13 protein-coding genes are annotated in these 15,811 nt (G+C 73.5%); 3 read left to right on the forward strand and 10 right to left on the reverse strand.

The window, feature by feature from the left end:
* Positions 1-43: 43 nt before the first annotated feature.
* The 3 genes from IF27_RS12160 to IF27_RS12170 all read right to left on the reverse strand — a co-directional run bounded on the left by IF27_RS12160 (position 44) and on the right by IF27_RS12170 (position 3,448).
* Complete coding sequence (locus tag IF27_RS12160; RefSeq protein WP_052849502.1) at positions 44-2,296, reverse strand: ABC transporter permease family protein; 2,253 nt, start codon at positions 2,294-2,296, stop codon at positions 44-46.
* Complete coding sequence (locus IF27_RS12165) at positions 2,293-2,889, reverse strand: ABC transporter ATP-binding protein (protein WP_110945793.1); 597 nt, start codon at positions 2,887-2,889, stop codon at positions 2,293-2,295. Before IF27_RS12165 ends, IF27_RS12160 begins: the two co-directional genes overlap by 4 nt.
* A 136-nt stretch (positions 2,890-3,025) precedes the next feature.
* Positions 3,026-3,448: a hypothetical protein gene (locus tag IF27_RS12170; protein WP_190232913.1), complete on the reverse strand. Its 423-nt coding sequence runs from the start codon at positions 3,446-3,448 to the stop codon at positions 3,026-3,028.
* A 432-nt stretch (positions 3,449-3,880) separates the two neighbouring features.
* Between IF27_RS12170 and IF27_RS12175 the strand changes: the two genes are divergently transcribed.
* Both IF27_RS12175 and IF27_RS12180 read left to right on the forward strand, forming a co-directional pair.
* On the forward strand, positions 3,881-4,612 hold the full coding sequence (locus tag IF27_RS12175) for a B3/B4 domain-containing protein (RefSeq protein WP_052849505.1): 732 nt from the start codon (positions 3,881-3,883) through the stop codon (positions 4,610-4,612).
* Positions 4,613-4,687: 75 nt separating this feature from the next.
* The gene (locus IF27_RS12180; protein WP_052849506.1) at positions 4,688-5,689 is read left to right on the forward strand and encodes an acyltransferase family protein; all 1,002 of its coding nucleotides are present in this window, start codon (positions 4,688-4,690) and stop codon (positions 5,687-5,689) included.
* Between the two features lie 77 nt (positions 5,690-5,766).
* Here IF27_RS12180 and IF27_RS12185 read toward each other — a convergent pair whose 3' ends face one another.
* The 3 genes from IF27_RS12185 to IF27_RS12195 form a co-directional block, all read right to left on the reverse strand.
* Positions 5,767-7,680 carry a TgpA N-terminal domain-containing protein gene (locus IF27_RS12185; protein ID WP_052849507.1) on the reverse strand — a complete coding sequence of 638 codons (1,914 nt, stop codon included), beginning with the start codon at positions 7,678-7,680 and terminating at the stop codon, positions 5,767-5,769.
* A gap of 113 nt (positions 7,681-7,793) precedes the next feature.
* Positions 7,794-8,924 (reverse strand): glycosyltransferase, encoded by a 1,131-nt coding sequence (locus IF27_RS12190; RefSeq protein WP_052849508.1) that lies wholly within the window; start codon positions 8,922-8,924, stop codon positions 7,794-7,796.
* Between the two features lie 182 nt (positions 8,925-9,106).
* Positions 9,107-9,475: a DUF4267 domain-containing protein gene (locus IF27_RS12195; RefSeq protein ID WP_052849509.1), complete on the reverse strand. Its 369-nt coding sequence runs from the start codon at positions 9,473-9,475 to the stop codon at positions 9,107-9,109.
* A gap of 128 nt (positions 9,476-9,603) precedes the next feature.
* Here IF27_RS12195 and IF27_RS12200 point away from each other — a divergent pair, with 128 nt between their 5' ends.
* Positions 9,604-10,194, forward strand: coding sequence for a TetR/AcrR family transcriptional regulator (locus IF27_RS12200; protein ID WP_052849510.1), 591 nt, complete (start codon positions 9,604-9,606; stop codon positions 10,192-10,194).
* 120 nt (positions 10,195-10,314) lie between these two features.
* Here the strand turns inward: IF27_RS12200 and IF27_RS12205 are convergent, their stop codons facing one another.
* The 4 genes from IF27_RS12205 to IF27_RS12220 form a co-directional block, all read right to left on the reverse strand.
* Positions 10,315-10,890 (reverse strand): DUF5709 domain-containing protein, encoded by a 576-nt coding sequence (locus IF27_RS12205; protein ID WP_052849511.1) that lies wholly within the window; start codon positions 10,888-10,890, stop codon positions 10,315-10,317.
* 52 nt (positions 10,891-10,942) lie between these two features.
* The gene (locus IF27_RS12210; RefSeq protein WP_052849512.1) at positions 10,943-11,884 is read right to left on the reverse strand and encodes a Rieske (2Fe-2S) protein; all 942 of its coding nucleotides are present in this window, start codon (positions 11,882-11,884) and stop codon (positions 10,943-10,945) included.
* A 156-nt stretch (positions 11,885-12,040) separates the two neighbouring features.
* Positions 12,041-12,985, reverse strand: coding sequence for an alpha/beta hydrolase (locus IF27_RS12215; RefSeq protein WP_052849513.1), 945 nt, complete (start codon positions 12,983-12,985; stop codon positions 12,041-12,043).
* Positions 12,986-13,218: 233 nt separating this feature from the next.
* Complete coding sequence (locus IF27_RS12220; RefSeq protein ID WP_052849514.1) at positions 13,219-15,696, reverse strand: PQQ-dependent sugar dehydrogenase; 2,478 nt, start codon at positions 15,694-15,696, stop codon at positions 13,219-13,221.
* Positions 15,697-15,811 lie beyond the last annotated feature (115 nt).

Genomic DNA, 15,811 nt, shown 5'->3' on the forward strand with positions numbered 1-15,811 from the left:
TCTCAGGCCCGCGGCCCGCCGTCCAGCCGAGGTCGTTCGTCGCCTACTTCCTGGCGCGCAAGGTGATCCAGCTGCTGAGGGCGGCGGTCAGGACGACCGCGGCGGCACCGGCGGCGGCTGCCGTGCCGAAGGGAGCGAGGGTGTCGAGGCGGTCGTCGTTGATGCGGAGGTAGGCGAGGCTGACGGCGACGGCGGCGAAGGTGGCCAGCGCCACGGCGACCACGGAGGTGAACGCCGCCTCGACGAACTGCACGGCGGTGAGCCGGGATCTGGCCACCCCGAGGGCCCGCAGGCCGAACCACTCCCGGCGGCGCCCGCCGTCCTCGACGACGGTGAGGACCGCCCCGAACACGGTGACGGCCGCCGCCGAGCCGAGGCCGAGGAGTACCCAGCTGCCGGTGCTGTCGGTGACCTCGGACATCTGGTAGGAGTTCTCCAGCCGGTAGGCCGGTGAGGAGGCGACCACCCACGCCCGGGCGGCTTCCCAGGCGGTCCGGTCCGTCGCCACCCTCAGGTACGCGGAGTAGGAGAAGGGGTCGTCCACCTCGGCCAGGGCCGGGTCGTCGGGGGGCAGCACCATCCCGGCGCCGACCGGGGTGTCCTGGCCGCCGGGGACGGTCAGCGTCGCGTCGGGTACCGGGATCGTCACCTGACGGGCGCGGTCCCGGGAGCTGAGCAGAAGGGCGCCGGTCGCCGACCGCTCGGTGCCGTGTTCGCCGACGAGGGTCATGCGGTCGCCGGTGCAGCGGGGCAAGGGCTGGTCGAACAGGGCCTCCAGCTGGGGGCAGGTGGCCACCAGTGCCTGGGTTTCCGGCCGCAGCACACCCGGCTCCTGGCCGGACCCCCACAAGGCGACCGAGGGAACGAGGTGCTGCACGACGGGTGGGGGGTCGCTCAGCCTCAGCGGCACCGTCTCCAGCGTCTCCACCCTGGCCAGCAGGTCGTCCTGGCCGTCGGCGCGCGCCTGGGCGACCCAGGAGGTGTGCGGCTGGGCGAGGACCTGGGAAACCGGCTGGGAGGCGCCGACGGCGAAGACCGCGATGCCGATCATCCCCGCGACACGGAAGCGGGACTGGGCGTCCGCCGCGAGTCTGCGGCTCGCCAGCAGCCAGACCAGTCCGGCCTCCACCCGGCCGAGCAGCCGGGCGAGCCGTTGCCCCGTCCACGCCGAGACGCTGGGCAGCCCGGCCCCCAACATCACCACCGACAGCCACAGCAGCGGATCGCGGGGCCGGTGGCGGAAGTACGCCACCGAGACGAGGACAAGACCCAGGGCGAACAGGACGGCGACCAGAGGGCTCGTCAGCCGGACGGGCTTGAGGAAGCGCACCCCGCGCCCGGAGCCCCGGCCGCCGCCGGACACCGTCGCGGCGCCGAACACCCCGGCGACCACCGCGACCCCGACGACCGTCAACGCGGCCTGCCACAGCGGGACGCGGAGGTCGGAACCGAAGAGCCACCTGCCCGTCACCGGCAGGGCGAACATGTCCGGCAGCACCAGCGGCCACACCAGCGCTCCGGTCAGCGCCCCCGCCGCGACGGGCAGCGCCGTCTCGGCCGCACTCCCCAGCCGCGCCCGGGGGACGGGCACACCCAGCAGCCTCAACGCCTGGTAACGGGCGGCGCGCACGGGCCGTCCGAACCGGCTCGCGGTGAGGACCAGGACGAAGGCGGGCATGACGAGGAAGAGCATGCAGCCGAGCGCGGTGTACCAGCCGAACCCCGGGGCCGGACGGCTCCCGAAGCCCTCCAGGGGTCCCTGGAGGGAGTCGAGGTGCTCAGGGGCGACCCCGAGATAGGCGAGGAGCTGACCGGCGCTCCCCACGGCGACATGGGGCAGGACGGCCACGCCCGATCCGGCGAACCACTGCCGGATCTGCCCGTCGTCGTCATCGAGCAGCCGCGCGAGGGCCGGGCTGACCAGCACCTCCCCGGGGCGGGGCCACCGGTCGAGACCCGGCGGGAACGGGCCGCGGGCGAAGGGGTCGCTGACACGTACCACGGTGACCCTGTCCCCACGGTAGTCGTGTTCGAGCTCCGTCCAGCCCGTCTCCCGGGCCTCGGGCCGGCTGAAGACCACCTGGCCGCCGAACCCGGGCGGATCGCCGAGGACCGGTGCCATGGCCGAGGCACGGGCGCTCTCCCGTTCCTGCAAGGCGGCCGTCGCGAACGTCGCCAGCACGCACAACGAGCTGAGCGTGCCGACCAGTACGAGGAGCAGCGCGCGTCGTCGGCCCTGGGCGGAGACCACCACCCGGACGGCCACCGACAGCGTCAGAGGCAGCCAGGTCCTCACGCGTCCGCCACCAGCCGCCCACCCGCGAGCGTCACCTGGCGGTCGGCCCGCGCGGCCAGATGCCGGTCGTGCGTCACCAGCAGCACGGACGCCCCGTGCTCCCTGGCCTGCTCCAGCAGCAGGGCGAAGACCACCTCGGAGTTGGCGTCGTCCAGCGCACCGGTGGGCTCGTCGGCGAAGACCACGTCGGGTCGGTGGACCAACGCCCGTGCTATCGCGGCACGCTGGAGCTCTCCCCCGGAGACCTCGCCGACCGTGCGTGAGCCGAGATGCCCGATCCCCAGGGCCTCCAGTTGCCGGGTCGCCCCACGGCGTGCCTCGGCTGCCCTGACTCCTTGTAGCCGCAGCGGCAGGGAGACGTTGTCCACCAGTGAAAGTTCCGGCACCAGATCGCCGAATTGGAAGACGAATCCGAAATGTGACCGGCGGAGTTCGTCCCGGCGGCCCACCGGCATGCTCTCGATCGGCTGGTCACGGAACAGAACGCTGCCGCGCTCGGGGGTCAGCAGCCCGGAGAGGCAGTGGAGCAGTGTGGTCTTCCCTGACCCGGAAGCCCCCACCACGCCCACCACCTCCCCGGGATCGACGTGCATGTCAACACCTGCCACCGCGACCGACGAGCCGTATCGAACATGGAGATTCCTGGCCCGCAGAACGGGTGGCACGCGTGCACTCCTTCAGCTGTCGAGGAACGACCGGATCACAGCCCTGTACCGGGCAACGGCCAGGTCACGTGGTGGCGGAGACCCAACGCGAGCAGACGTCCGGGTCGTCCTGACGTTCCTTGCACACGTGGAAGTAGATGACCTGAGCGGTGACCGTCACATCGTAGTAGCCCCAGTTCGTGTTGATGTCCTGAGGGCGAGAGACGCGGCTCCTCTCGGTGTGTGCCGAATTCCACGAGTAATCGACGTAGCAGTAGTCGCTGTCGTCGTTGTCGGCGTCCCTGATGCGGAACTGGTTGTCGGCGGAGAGCCACTGCCCCTGACACTGCCCGCCCGAGGCATTGATGATGTCGCTGTCGGCCGCGGCCGGGCCGGTCGCCGTGACCACCAGGCCGAGGCACAGTGCGCCGACAAGGAGACCACTCCTGCGTAAGGAGCGACCCGACGGCTTGAAATTGCGCATGGAATTCCCCTCCCGTTCGTTCATGCCAACCATGAACGAACGCTCGAAAGACTACTCATCACCAGAGAGGGAGCTACAAGAAATCATCCAGCCAAGGCGTAAGAAGTTTTTCGGCCATGCGTGAATCTGTTCGGCATTCAGGATCGATATCTTCACCTGGGATTAGCCCATTCTTCTTGCCTGCATGTCCTCCGGGTCGCCGATATCCTTCGGTAGGAACGGCGGTCGAGCACGGGAGGACCCTGTGGTTGCCCGGGCAGACGGCACCGGCGGCAGCCGTACGAGAAGCGAAGAACGCACGCCCTGCGCCCGCGTCCCAGGGACGGCGGGGTGTCCGGGGCGTGTCGGGAACGCCTCGGGCGACCGGTCGTTGAGGTCGTCGGAGGGACGCGTCACCCGCTGACGCGCGCCCGCACGGACCCGCCCCCGCACCGCCAAGGAACGGAGCCCCCGCCCATGACCGTCTTCCGCCTCGCCCCGGCCGTCGCCGACGCCTTCCCCGACACGCTGATCGCCCTGGTCACCGCCACCGGCCTGCGCGGCCGTGAGCCGTGGCCTGGCGCCGTCGCCGCCGTGGAGGAGCTGGAGCGGCAGGTCGCCGACGGCACGTGGCGGCCCGCCGACGACACCGATCCCCGGATCGAGGCGTGGCACGCCGCCTACCGGTCCTTCGGCACCAACCCGCGCCGCGTCCGCCCCAGCGTGGACGCCCTCGGCCGCCGCTTCGCGAAGAAGGGCGCCCTGCCGCGGATCAACCCCGCCGTCGATGCGTACAACTCCGTCTCGGTGCGGCACGGCCTGCCCGCGGGCGCGTTCGACCTCGACCACCTCGCGGGCGACGTCGTCGTCCGACAGGCCGCGGACGGCGAGGAGTTCACGCCGCTCGGCGAGCCGGGCACCGTCGAGACCACCAAGGCGGGCGAGATCGTCTACGCCGACAGCGGCGGCATCCTCACCCGCCACTGGAACCACCGCGACGCCCACCGCACGCGCGTCACCGAGGACTCGACGCACGTCGTGTTCATCCTGGAGACGGTGCAGGCCCCCCGCGACGGCCACCACGTCGAGGCCGCCGCCGACGCGCTCCGGGCCCTGCTCGCCCCGCACACCGCGGCCACCGCCGTCCACCACCTGACCCCGGCGCACCCCGAGGTGACCGTCCAGGAAGGCGCCGCGTCCCGCGCGTAGTCCCTCGGGAGGACGGCGGGGGATCCCCACCGCCACGGACGACCGCGACGGCGGCCGGTTCCTAGCGTGCGGGGCGTGACCGCTCTCCTGCCACGGCGCGCCGCCGTCCGTGCCCCGTACTGGGACACCATCCGCTACCTGTCCGGGACCCTCGTCCTCTTCGGGCATCTCGTGGACACCCTGCACGACCGGGAGGGCCTGGTCTGGCTGTACCTGGCGACGTGGCCGCTGCGGGTGCCCGTCTTCGCCCTCGTGGCCGGTTGGTTCAGCTCGGCCGCGCCGCTGACGCGTGACGCCGCGCGGCAGGTGGCGTTGACGCTGCTCCTGCCGTACCTGATCGTCGGTTTCCTGCACTCGGCGCAGCAGTGGTGGCTGACGGGCCGGTGGTGGTTCTACGTGGACAGCCCGGCGTGGGGCGCGTGGTTCCTGCTGGCCCTGCCGGTGTGGCGCCTCGCGCTGCCGTGGCTGGCGCGGCTGCGGCGGCCCGTCGTCTGGGCGGTGGCGGCGGCGCTGGTGGCCGGGTACGTGCCGTGGATAGGCGGCTGGTTGGCCCTGTCGCGGACGCTGTGCTTCCTGCCGTTCTTCCTGCTCGGCTGGAAGCTGCGGCAGGGCGCGTACGCGGCGGCGCTGCGGCCCGGCGTGGTGTGGAGCGGACGTGCGGCGGTGGCGGTGCTGGCGGGCGCGGGCGTGCTGGCCTGGTGCGTGCGGCGCCAAGTGGACTACGACTGGCTGGGGATGGCGCAGGCGTACGACTCGGCGGGGGGCCCGGCGATCCGTGCGGCGGTGTTGCTGGCGGGCGTCGTCGGGGCGCTGGCGCTGTTGCGGCTGATGCCGCGCCGCCGGATACCGGTGGTCAGCTGGCTCGGGGCGGGCGGGATGTACGTGTACGTGCTGCATCCGCTGGTGCTGCGTCCGCTGCTGCACGAGGGGGGCGTGGCATGGGCGCGCTCGTGGCCGGAGCAGGCGTCGGTGGTGGTGCTGGCGTGCGTGCTGTCGGCGGGGCTCGCGTCGGCGCCGGTGCGGCGGGTGACGTGGTGGATCGTGCGGCCCGCGCGTGCGGGCGCCGCCGCCCGGTGAGGCGGGCGGCGGCGCGGGGTGGTGCGGGGGTTGGTGCGGGGGTTGGTGCGGGGGTTGGTGCGGGGCGGTGCGGCGGGTCAGGCGTCGGTGCCGTCAGGCGCGGGGAGTTGAAGGCCCTCGATGGTGAAGGTGCACCACGTGTACTCGTAGTTGGCCTCGAACTCGGTGGTCTCCGCCAGGTTGTCCACGTCGAGGTCGGGGGCGCGGTGCAGGAAGTGGTACTCGCCCGCGGGCAGTTCGAGCGTGGTGGTCGGGTAGTCGATGTCCGCGCTGCATCCGGCGTCGCCCGGGTCGCTGGTGTAGACGTCGCACGAGCCGCAGGCGCCCACCGTCCTGCTGCCCGTGCGGGTACCGGTCCACAGGAGTTCCAGCTCGTTGGGCGAGTCGTTGGACACCTCGACCGTGATGGTCGGCCCGCCGCCGCCCGCGCCGGGGCGCGGCGGCAGGGACTCGCCCGCCGCGGGGAGCCGGGCCGCGATCTGGGCGGCGATGAGGATGTCCTGCGTGTAGTCGGCCTCGGGGTGGTCGGGGTCCTCGGCGAGCAGGTCGCGCAGCGTCGCCTCGGAGTCCGTGAAGTCACCGGCGCGGAACTGGGCGGTGCCGCAGGCGAACAGCCCGTCGGGGACGGGCCCTTGGCCGTCGGCGGCGAGCTGCGCGAACTGCTCGCCGGGCAGTTCGCCGAACAGCTCGTTCCAGTCGCGCAGTTGGTCGAGCGCGTCGCAGGGCTGGTCGCCCTCGACGCCGTCGGCCGCCGTGCCCTGGAGCACGCCGAGTTCTTCCGGCAGGCCGGTGGCGAGGGGGGAGTCGGCGTGGTCGCCGAGCAGTTCGGTGAACGGTTCGCGCGCGCCCTCGACGTCGCCCTGGGCGGTGCGGCTCAGGCCGCAGGCGTGCAGCGGCTCGGGCAGCGTGTCCGCGGCCCGTACGGACAGGCGCTCGATGTCGGGGCCTTCGCCGTTCTCGCCCGGCAGGTCGCGGAAGAAGCGCAACGGTGTGAGAGGGCCGCAGGGGTCGTCGGCGTCGGCCGCGGGCGTGGTGGCCTGCTCGTACAGGGCGTCGAGCCGGTCGGGGACCTCGGCCGCCGCGTCCGTGTCGGGGTGGTCGGACCGCACGGCGACGTAGCCGTCGAGGGCGGAGCGGTAGCGCTGCTCGGCCTCCTCGAACGGCTCGTCGCCCGCCTGTTCCACGAGGTCGTCCGCGAGGGCCAGCCGCTCCTGGAGGTCGTCCTCCAGCGCCTGCCGCTGCGCGTCCTCGAAGAAGACGACGGCGCCCGCCGGGATCGCCAGGAGCAGGATGCCCGTGGTGAGCGGTACCAGGAGCGGGCGGCGGCGCGGCGTCTCGGGGCGCGCCAGGCGCCAGGCGTCGGCGGCGAGGACCAGCAGGCCGAGGACGTACAGCGCGACCCACTGCCCGGATATGCCGTCGGCCGTGACGGGCAGGACCGCCCAGAGCAGCAGGCCGGTCAGCAGCAGGCTGGGGACGACCTGCCACCAGCGCCGCAGGTAGAGGTAACCGGCGCCCAGGCCGCTGAGGTTGAGCAGCGCGGCGGTGACGGCGAGCCGCTGGTCCCGGGGCGGGCGGACGGTCGGCGGGGCAGGGGGGAACTGCGGCGCGGACCCGTCGCCGTACATCACGGGGCCGATGCCGTGCGGGGTCGTGGGCGGGGGCGGTCCGTAGGGGCCGCCGTACGGGTTCTGGCTGGCGTAGGGGTTGGCGAACGGGCCGCCCGCGGGGGCGCCGTACGGGGAGCCGGGGGCGGCGGCGGGCGGTGGCCCGAACTGCGGGCCGGGTGGGGGCGCGGACGGTGGCGGCGCGGCGGGCGGCGGTGCGGAGGGCGGAGGCGCGGAAGGCGGAGGGGGCGGCGGGGTGTTCGGGGTGTTCGGGAGGCCGCCGTATCCGGCGCGCGGATCGCCCGGCGGCGGCCCCGGTGCGCCGCCGGGCCCGTCGCCGTGGCCCTCACCGTGGTCGCGGGAGTTGTCGTCGGGACCGGTCATGGAGGTCTCCTCGTACGTTCACTGGTTCAGGGAACCTGCTCCCCCTCGCACACACGGGGAAGCTGACAGTAACGGTTCCCGGTTCGGGGCGATTTGGCGGGGTCGGCGTCCGGTCAGGTGCGTGCGGCGCGGACGCGTGCGTAGATGTCCTGGAGGGTGTCGATCACCGCGTCGAGCGTGAACTCGTCGCGGACGAGGCGCCAGGCGGCGTGTGACGCGGCCTCCTGCGCGGCGGGTTCCAGCAGGTCGAGGACGGCGCGGCCGATCGCCTCGGGTCGGGGGACGACGCGCCCGGCGCCCGCGCGGGCGACGTCGGGCGCGAGCCCGGTGCCCTCCCGCACGACGACGGGCGTGCCCACGGACATCGCTTCGAGCACCGAGACGGAGAAGGCGTCCTGGCTTGAGGGGAGGACGAACACGTCGGCGCCGCGCAGCGCTTCGAGGACGGCGGGGCCGTCGAGCGCGCCGGGGTGGTGGAGCGCGCCGCGCACGCCGAGGCGGTCGGCGAGGGCCAGGGTCCCGGCCAGGGCGCCGGTGTCGGGCCCGGCGAGGACGAAGCGGGTGTCTGGGCGCGCGGCCAGGATCTCGGGCATCGCGCGGACGAAGTCCTCGGGCCGCTTGCCCGCTTGGACGCGCGCGAGGTAGAGCACGGTGGGCGGCCCCGGCGGGCGGGGGCGGCGCTCCTGCGCGGGGACGCCGTTCACGAGCCGGTGCTGCGGCGCGATGGGCCGGGGCGCGAGGACGGCGGCGGTCTCGTGGCGCTCGCGTTCCGTGAGGTGGAGCACGGCGTCGGCGCGGTGCAGGACGCGGCGGACGCCGAGGGCGTCCACGAGGCGGGCGACGCGCTTCTCGGTCGGGTCGATCATGCCGTGGGTCTGGAGGACGAGCGGCGTGCCCGCGCGCAGGGCCAGCAGCGCGACGGGGAGCGTGATCAGGTCGCGCATGAGGTGGACGTGCACGACGTCGGCGGAGCGGACGGCCGACCAGGCGCGGGCGAGCATGCCCGGCGAGGTGATGCCGCTGACCTCGAAGCGCGGCAGGACGTGGCGGGCCTGGAACAGCCGGACGGGCACGCCGTCCACCTCGCGGGGCAGCGGCCCCGGCGGGAACCCGTCCCCGAGCGCGAGGAGCACGGCGCGTCCGCCGCGGGCGTTGAGCCCGCGGCAGAGGTGGAACGCGACCCGTGTCGGGCCGCCGAACGCGTGTGTCGGCGTGTGCAATGTGACGACGTGCATGACCCGCATCCCGGGCGCCCCTCCCCCTGCCACCGTGGATCACCCTAGGCGATCCGGGGCGGGGGCGGGCGCGAACGGGCGTCTTCGGCCGGCCTGTTGTCCTGGCCGCGTCCAGAACGGGTTCCGGCAGGGTTCTGGCCGGGCTCTGGCCGGGTTCTGGCCGGGAAATGGCCGCCGGGTTCAGGCTGGGTTCAGGCCAGGATCAGGACGAGCGCGGCGGCGAGGGCGACGAGGGCCGTGGCCGCGTGGATGCCGTACGCGGCGGCCTTCGGGCCCTTGGCGCCGAGCACGATCGCGGCGTCGGCGAGCGGGGTGAACGTCGAGGCGAGGACGAGCCAGCCGAGGAGCACGTCGTCCCCGTGGAGCAGCCCGACGAGCAGGACGAGCCCGGACGTGATGTCGCGGACGCCCTTGATGTTCGCCCACGGGCGGGGCGCGCCGTGCACGGCGGGCAGGCCGAAGCCCGCCGCCGAGGCCTGCGGCTGGAGCAGGAAGCGCAGCCCGATGGCGATGATCCCGACGGCGATGACGGCGGTGACGACGAGGGCGGCGGTGAGCATGGCGGTGTCCTTCGGTGGTCCGTGGCCGGACGAACACTGTCGGCGACAGTTGTTCTAGCGGCGCTAGCGAATGGCTGGACGCTAGCACTAGCGAGACGAGAATGTCTAGCGCTGCTAGTCTCGGGAGCATGTCCACCGCAGCACGCCGCGCCCGAGAGCGCGCCCAACGACATCAGCTGATCATCACGGCCGCCCGCGAGCTGGCCGAGACGGAAGGATGGGAGGCGGTCACGACCCGGCGGCTCGCGGAGCGCGTCGAGTACAGCCAGCCCGTGCTGTACAGCCACTTCGGCGGCAAGGACGGCATCGTGCGGGCCGTCGCCCTGGAGGGGTTCACGGAGCTGACGGCCGCGCTGCGGCGGGCCAGGGAGAGCGTCCAGGAGCACGGCCCCGAGGACGGCACGGGCCGCACGCTGCGGGCCGTGGGAATGGCCTACTGGGACTTCGCGGCGCGGCATCCCGCGCTCTACCAGGCGATGTTCGTCCTGCCCACGGATCTCAAGTTCGCGCACGAGGAGACGCCGCAGGCGCTGCGGGACGCGTTCGGCGAGTTCGTGGCGGCGTTCGACCCGGCCGACCCCGAGCGGCTGGCCATGGCCGAGGTGTCGTGGGCGTCGCTGCACGGGCTCACCACACTCGGGATGAGCGGCCGGGTGCCCACGGCGACGCAGACGGAGCGGATCGAGCTGCTCGTGACGCTGCTCGTCGGCGGCGGCTGACCAGGCGCCGCGCGCCCCCGCCGCCCGCGCGGCGGCGGCCGGGCCCCTCGCGCGGGGCCCGGCCGCCCGTCGTCAGGCGTGCAGTCGCCGGCCGTCAGCCGGCGACTGCACTCGGGACCGTCACAGGTCCTCCTCGTCCGGGTCGCCCGCCGTGTCCAGGTCCGTCGCGTCGTCGATGTCGGCGATGTGCATCGCCGCCTCCTCCGCCCCCGCGGCGCCGCCGTCGATGCCGACGTCGAGCGCCGTCACGTCGTCGGGCCGCACCGGGCGCGCGTCGTCCGGGCCCGAGTCGAAGCCGGAGTTGGCCGCCGGGTCGGTGTCGGACGCGACGAGGCGCCCGGCCCGGTCCTCGCCCGCCTCGCCGTCCGCGACCGGCTCGCCCCACGCGTCCGGCTGGTCCCCGATCCCGTCCCCGGGCGGGGGCCTGACGTCGGGCACCTCCTCGGACAGCCGCTGGTCGAGCGTCTCGCCCTCCTCCTGCTCGCGGGCGGTGAGGCCGTGGCCCTCCACGGCCAGGGGCTTCTCCGGCGGCGAGTAGCCCATGTCCAGGACGTCGTCGAGGCCGGGCTCGTCGAGGGCGTCCTCCAGGTCCCCGGTGTAGGTGGGGTCGTCCCGGTCGGTGCTCTCGGTCGGCTGGTACACGTCGTCGCCCATCGGGTCGTCCCCCGAGGCGTTCGGCGTGGCGTCCTCCGACATGGCGGCCTCCTCGGTTGTGTGTCGCGGTCGCTTCCGGCCCCCGGGTACCCGCTCAGCCGTTCTTCCTCGCGTGTTCGGGGAAACGGGCCTCGACCCGGCCGTCGATCACCCGCGTCTCGAAGACGGGCTGGGGCGCGGTCGCGGGGCCCTGCACGTTCCAGCCGTCGTCCAGCCGGAAGGTGCTGCCGTGCCACGGGCAGCGCACGCAGCCGTTCTCCAGCTCGCCCTCGGACAGCGGGCCCGCCATGTGCGAGCAGCGATCGGCCAGCACCCGTACCGTGCCGCTCGCCTCGCGGACCACCATGACCGTGATGTCGCCGACCTCGGCCCGGACGGCGCGGCCGACCGGGAGGTCGGACAGCATGGCGATCGCGTGCCACTCGGTGTCGGCCAGCGCGGCGACCTGCTCGGCGTGGTTCGCGCCCGACGCCTGGCGGTACGCGAGGTGCCCGCCCAGCGCGCCGCCGACGGAGACGAGCGTCAGGCCCGCGAGACCGTACGCCCGCCCGGCCATGCGCCGCCCGCGCAGCCGCTTCCACAGCGAGGTGGTGTAGAGGGCGAGGGCGCCCGAGTTCGCGAGCGCGTGGACGAGCCCGACGCGCATCTGCGGCTTGCGCAGGTCGGCCCAGTCGGTCCAGCCGGTGAGCGCGGCGGGCGCGGCCGTCGCCACGCCGAGCGCGATCAGCAGCCCGGCCGCGCGCCGCTTCCCCTTGCCGGGCAGCATGTCGAGGACGGCCGCCGACGTCCACGAGCCCATGGGCAGCTGGACGAGGACCGGGTGCGCCGGGTGCCCGAGGGGCTTGCCGTGCAGGATGTCCCGCAGGTCGGGCGGGAGCGTGTGGACGGCGCGGCGCAGCGGGCCGAGCAGCGGGTCGGCCGCCTGGGACGCCTCGATCCGTTCCACGGTGGCGAGGACCCGGCCCGGCCGGTCGGGCTCGGGCAGCAGGGAGCGGAAGGTGGCGGCGACATCTGGGATTTTGTCCGAAAAGGCCATGCCTCCCGGTTCCACGCCTGCCGGATCCGAAACACCGCGCGGGGCATGTTCCGGCCGTCGGCGGGGTACGGCGGGGGGCCGTGGCGGCGGGGGCCGGGAGCGACACCGTCAGAGGGGGGGACGCCCCCTCCGTGCGTGATCACGGGGCCCCGGGTCTCACAGCCGGGCGGCGAAGAACCGCACGGACGCCTCGACCAGCGGCGCCGGATCGACGCCCTCGAAACAGTGGTCGGCGCCTTCGACAAGCAGGAGTTCGCAGCTCGCGCCCGCGGCCGTCAGCGCGGCTGCCAGATCCACGCTCTGCCGGTGCGGGACGGTCCGGTCGCGGTCGCCGTGCATCAGCAGCATCGGCGGTGCCTCACCCGACACATGGGCGACAGGGCTGGCGCGGAAGGCCACCTCGGGGGCGAGCGGGACCGCCACGCCGAGCAGGCGGGCCTCCGGACTGTCCGCGCTATCAGTTCTATCGGCGCTAGCGGTGCTGTCGGTACCAACAGTACTGTCGGCGCTATCGGCGCTGTCGGGGTCACCCGTGGCCGCCGCGGGCACGTGCTGGTCGAGTGCCACGAAGTCGGTCGGCGGGTACCAGAGCACGGCCGCCCCGACCCGTTCATCGTCGGCCTCGGCGTCCCCCTCGCGCGGACCACGCCCGGCGGTCAGCGCCAGCATGCCCGCCAGGTGGCCGCCCGCGGACTCGCCCCAGACGCCGACCCGGCCCGGGTCCACACCGACGACCGGCGCGGCGGCACGCAGCCAGCGCACGGCCGCCCGTACGTCCTCCAGCTGGGCCGGGAAGACGGCCTCGCCGCTGAGCCGGTACTGGACGGTGGCCATGGCGAACCCCCCGGCGAGCGCGGCCTCCACCGGATCGGTGGCGGGCCTGTCCCCCAGCCACGACTCCGAGACACGGTGCGATCCCCAGAGCCAGGCCCCACCGTGGATCCACACCAGCAGGGGCACCGGCCCCGTCACGCCGGTCGGCACGAACAGGTCGAGCAGCAGCGGCCGGAAGCCCGCGATCTCGGCGTACGTCAGATCGCGGTACACCAGCCGGTCCCCCTCGGGACGCGGGCTCGGCAACTGCGGTACGGCGACGGCCATATGGTCTCCTCTCACGGGCGATGCGGGCGGCTCACGCATCGGCGGGGCACCGGCGGACCCGGCTGTCCTCGTCCCCACGGCCGTGGTGCACCGGCCGGAAGGCTACCCGGCCCGGACTCCGTCGCGCGGTACGGCGGCGGGCAGGTGGACGACAGCGGAGGCGGCCCCCGCGTGGGGAGCCGCCTCCTTGGTGCCCGGATCAGGTGGTGCCCGGATCAGGTGGTGCCGATGGGTCAGGGTGTGCTGACGCCTGGTCCGGTGAACGTGTAGCTGTCCAGGTCGAGGATCGCCCCCGACCCGCCGGTGAACACCACGTACAGGTCACGTGGCGCGTCGTCGGCGTTCGTCACCGGCACGTTGATCTGGGAGTAGGTCTCCCAGCCGCCGGTGTTCGGGACGGTCACCCGCGCGACGACCGGGCCGGTGATCGAGTCGTAGCGGAACGTCGCGACGTTCCCCGCCTTGTCGGAGGAGACCCGCGCCGACAGGCCGGTGACGCCCTGGAGGCTCACCTGGTGGTAGCGCACCCACTCGCCGTTCTGCACGTCACCGAGGCGACGGCCGCCCTCCGCCCCCGACGCGTTGATGATCTGCGGGCCCGACAGCTGCTCGAAGTGCTCGGCCTGCCAGCGCTTCGGCCACAGCGTCAGCTCGGTCTCACCCGTCAGCGGCGCGCTGCCCGGGGCGCCCTCGTCCGCGTAGGAGGCGCGGATGACGTAGAACTGCGTCGCGTCGAGGCCGGAGTGGATCGGCCCCGTGTCGAACGTGGTGGAACAGCCGTTGCCCTGCGCCACCTCGTGCGCGTGCTCCTGGTGGCCGAGCGCCACGCGGACCACGACGTCGGCGCAGTTGATCGGCCCGTCCTGCGGGTCGGTCGCCGACGCGGTGACGGTGACGTTCTCCTCCCACTCGTAGACCCCGCCCGCCGGTGGCTGGGAGATCGTGAGCGTCGGGCGGTTGTTGCCGACGACGACCTGCACGGTCGCGCTGCTGCTGCGCCCCGTGCCGTCGCTGACCGTCAGCCGTGCCCTGAACTCGCCGTTCCCCGTGTAGGTGAACGAGGGGTTGGCGGCCGTCGAGTCGGTGGAGCCGTTGTCGGTGAAGTCCCAGGCGTAGCTGAGCGGATCACCGTCCGGGTCGCTGCTGCCCGCGCTGGAGAACTGCACCGCGAGCGGCGCAAGGCCGTTGTCGCGGTTCACGGACGCGAGGGCCGTCGGCGTCCGTCCGCCCTGCACGTAGTTGATCTTGTACAGACCGGCATCCGGGGCGCCCGAGAAGTAGCCGCTGCCGTACTCCAGCAGGTACAGCGAGCCGTCGGGGCCGAACTCCATGTCGATGGGATGGACGAGGCCCATGCCGTCGAGCACCGACTCGATCGCGGTCGGGTCGCCGTTCACCGGGTCGTTCCCCTCGAACTGCACCTCCTTGATCCAGTTGCGGCAGTACTCGGAGATCAGCAGCTTGTTGTCGTAGTACGCGGGCCACTTGACGTCCGAGTTCAGGTTCGGGTCGTAGTGGTAGACCTCGGCGTGGTTCGGCGAACCGCAGCCGCCCGGGGTGTCGAGCTCGGGCCACTCGACGCTGCCGCCGTGCTGCTCCCACACCAGCGCGCCCTGCGTGGGCGGCAGTTGCTGGAGTCCGGTGTTGTGCGGCGAGTTGTTGACCGGGCCGGTCGAGCCGCCGCACGGGAACCAGCCGCGGGGCTGGTTGGTGGCGAAGTTCCAGTCGTTGTAGGCGACGTTGGGGCCGCCGCAGTAGGGCCAGCCGAAGTTCCCTGGGCCGGTCGCGCGGTTGAACTCGTCGTACGCCGCCGGGCCGCGCGCCGGGATGGTGGCGCCCGCGTCGGGGCCGACCTCGCCCCAGTACAGGGTGTCGTTCGCCTGCTCGTCCACGAAGAGGCGGTACGGGTTGCGCAGCCCCATCACGTAGATCTCGGGGCGGGTGCCCGAGGTGCCGGGGGCGAAGAGGTTCCCCGAGGGGATGGTGTACGTGCCGTTGTCCTCGGGGTGGATGCGGTTGATCTTGCCGCGCAGGTCGTTGGTGTTGCCCGAGGTGCGCTGGGCGTCGTACTGCGGGTGGCGGCCCGGGCGTTCGTCGATGGGCGCCATGCCCTGCGCGTCGCCGCCCGAGTTGGTGTTGTCGCCGACCGCGAAGTAGAGGTTGCCGTCGCTGTCCCAGTCCATGGAACCGGCGGAGTGGCAACACAGGTCGCGTTCCGTCGGCCACTCGATGATCATGTCCTCGGTCGAGGGCGCGATCGTGTTGGTGGCGTCGTTGAAGGTGAACCGCGAGATCCGGTTCACCAGCGGCGTGGAGGCGGGCGAGTAGAAGAGGAACACCCAGCCGTTCGCCTCGAAGTCCGGGTGCAGCGTGATGCCGATCAGCCCGTCCTCGAACCGGGCGTCGAGCGGCAGGGTGAGCGCGACGGTGGTCGTCTCGGTTGCGGGGTCGTAGACCCGCACCTGGCCACCGGCGGCGCTCGTGCCGCGGTTGATGTAGAGGACCTTCTGGTCAGGGGTGACGGCGATCTCGATGGGTTCGCCCATGCCGAGGCCGCCGTCGAGGCGTACCTTCTCGAAGGCGCTGGCGGGGGGCGGCGCCATGGGGGCGACGTCCTCCGCGGCCGGGTCGGCGGCGGACGCGCTGGGCGCGAGCAGCAGGGCGGACAGGGTCAGCAGTGCGGTGAGCAGGGCTAGGGCGCGCGAGAGCACGGCACCTCCAGTGGGCCGGTCGCGGGTGGGGGGTGGTGAGGTGGTGCGGGCGATACGGGGTGGGTGGTGCGGGTGGTGCGGGGTCCGGCGGCCGGTCGGGGCGCGACCGGCCGCC

It is taken from the genome of Streptomyces avicenniae, from assembly GCF_000719135.1.
Classification (GTDB): domain Bacteria; phylum Actinomycetota; class Actinomycetes; order Streptomycetales; family Streptomycetaceae; genus Streptomyces; species Streptomyces avicenniae.

Bases quoted from the DNA above. Each gene is read 5' to 3' on its own strand.
- IF27_RS12165 (WP_110945793.1), bottom strand. From the start codon at position 2,889: ATGCACGTCGATCCCGGGGAGGTGGTGGGCGTGGTGGGGGCTTCCGGG.
- IF27_RS12170 (WP_190232913.1), bottom strand. From the start codon at position 3,448: ATGAACGAACGGGAGGGGAATTCCATGCGCAATTTCAAGCCGTCGGGT.
- IF27_RS12175 (WP_052849505.1), top strand. From the start codon at position 3,881: ATGACCGTCTTCCGCCTCGCCCCGGCCGTCGCCGACGCCTTCCCCGAC.
- IF27_RS12185 (WP_052849507.1), bottom strand. From the start codon at position 7,680: ATGACCGGTCCCGACGACAACTCCCGCGACCACGGTGAGGGCCACGGC.
- IF27_RS12190 (WP_052849508.1), bottom strand. From the start codon at position 8,924: ATGCGGGTCATGCACGTCGTCACATTGCACACGCCGACACACGCGTTC.
- IF27_RS12195 (WP_052849509.1), bottom strand. From the start codon at position 9,475: ATGCTCACCGCCGCCCTCGTCGTCACCGCCGTCATCGCCGTCGGGATC.
- IF27_RS12200 (WP_052849510.1), top strand. From the start codon at position 9,604: ATGTCCACCGCAGCACGCCGCGCCCGAGAGCGCGCCCAACGACATCAG.
- IF27_RS12205 (WP_052849511.1), bottom strand. From the start codon at position 10,890: ATGTCGGAGGACGCCACGCCGAACGCCTCGGGGGACGACCCGATGGGC.
- IF27_RS12210 (WP_052849512.1), bottom strand. From the start codon at position 11,884: ATGGCCTTTTCGGACAAAATCCCAGATGTCGCCGCCACCTTCCGCTCC.
- IF27_RS12215 (WP_052849513.1), bottom strand. From the start codon at position 12,985: ATGGCCGTCGCCGTACCGCAGTTGCCGAGCCCGCGTCCCGAGGGGGAC.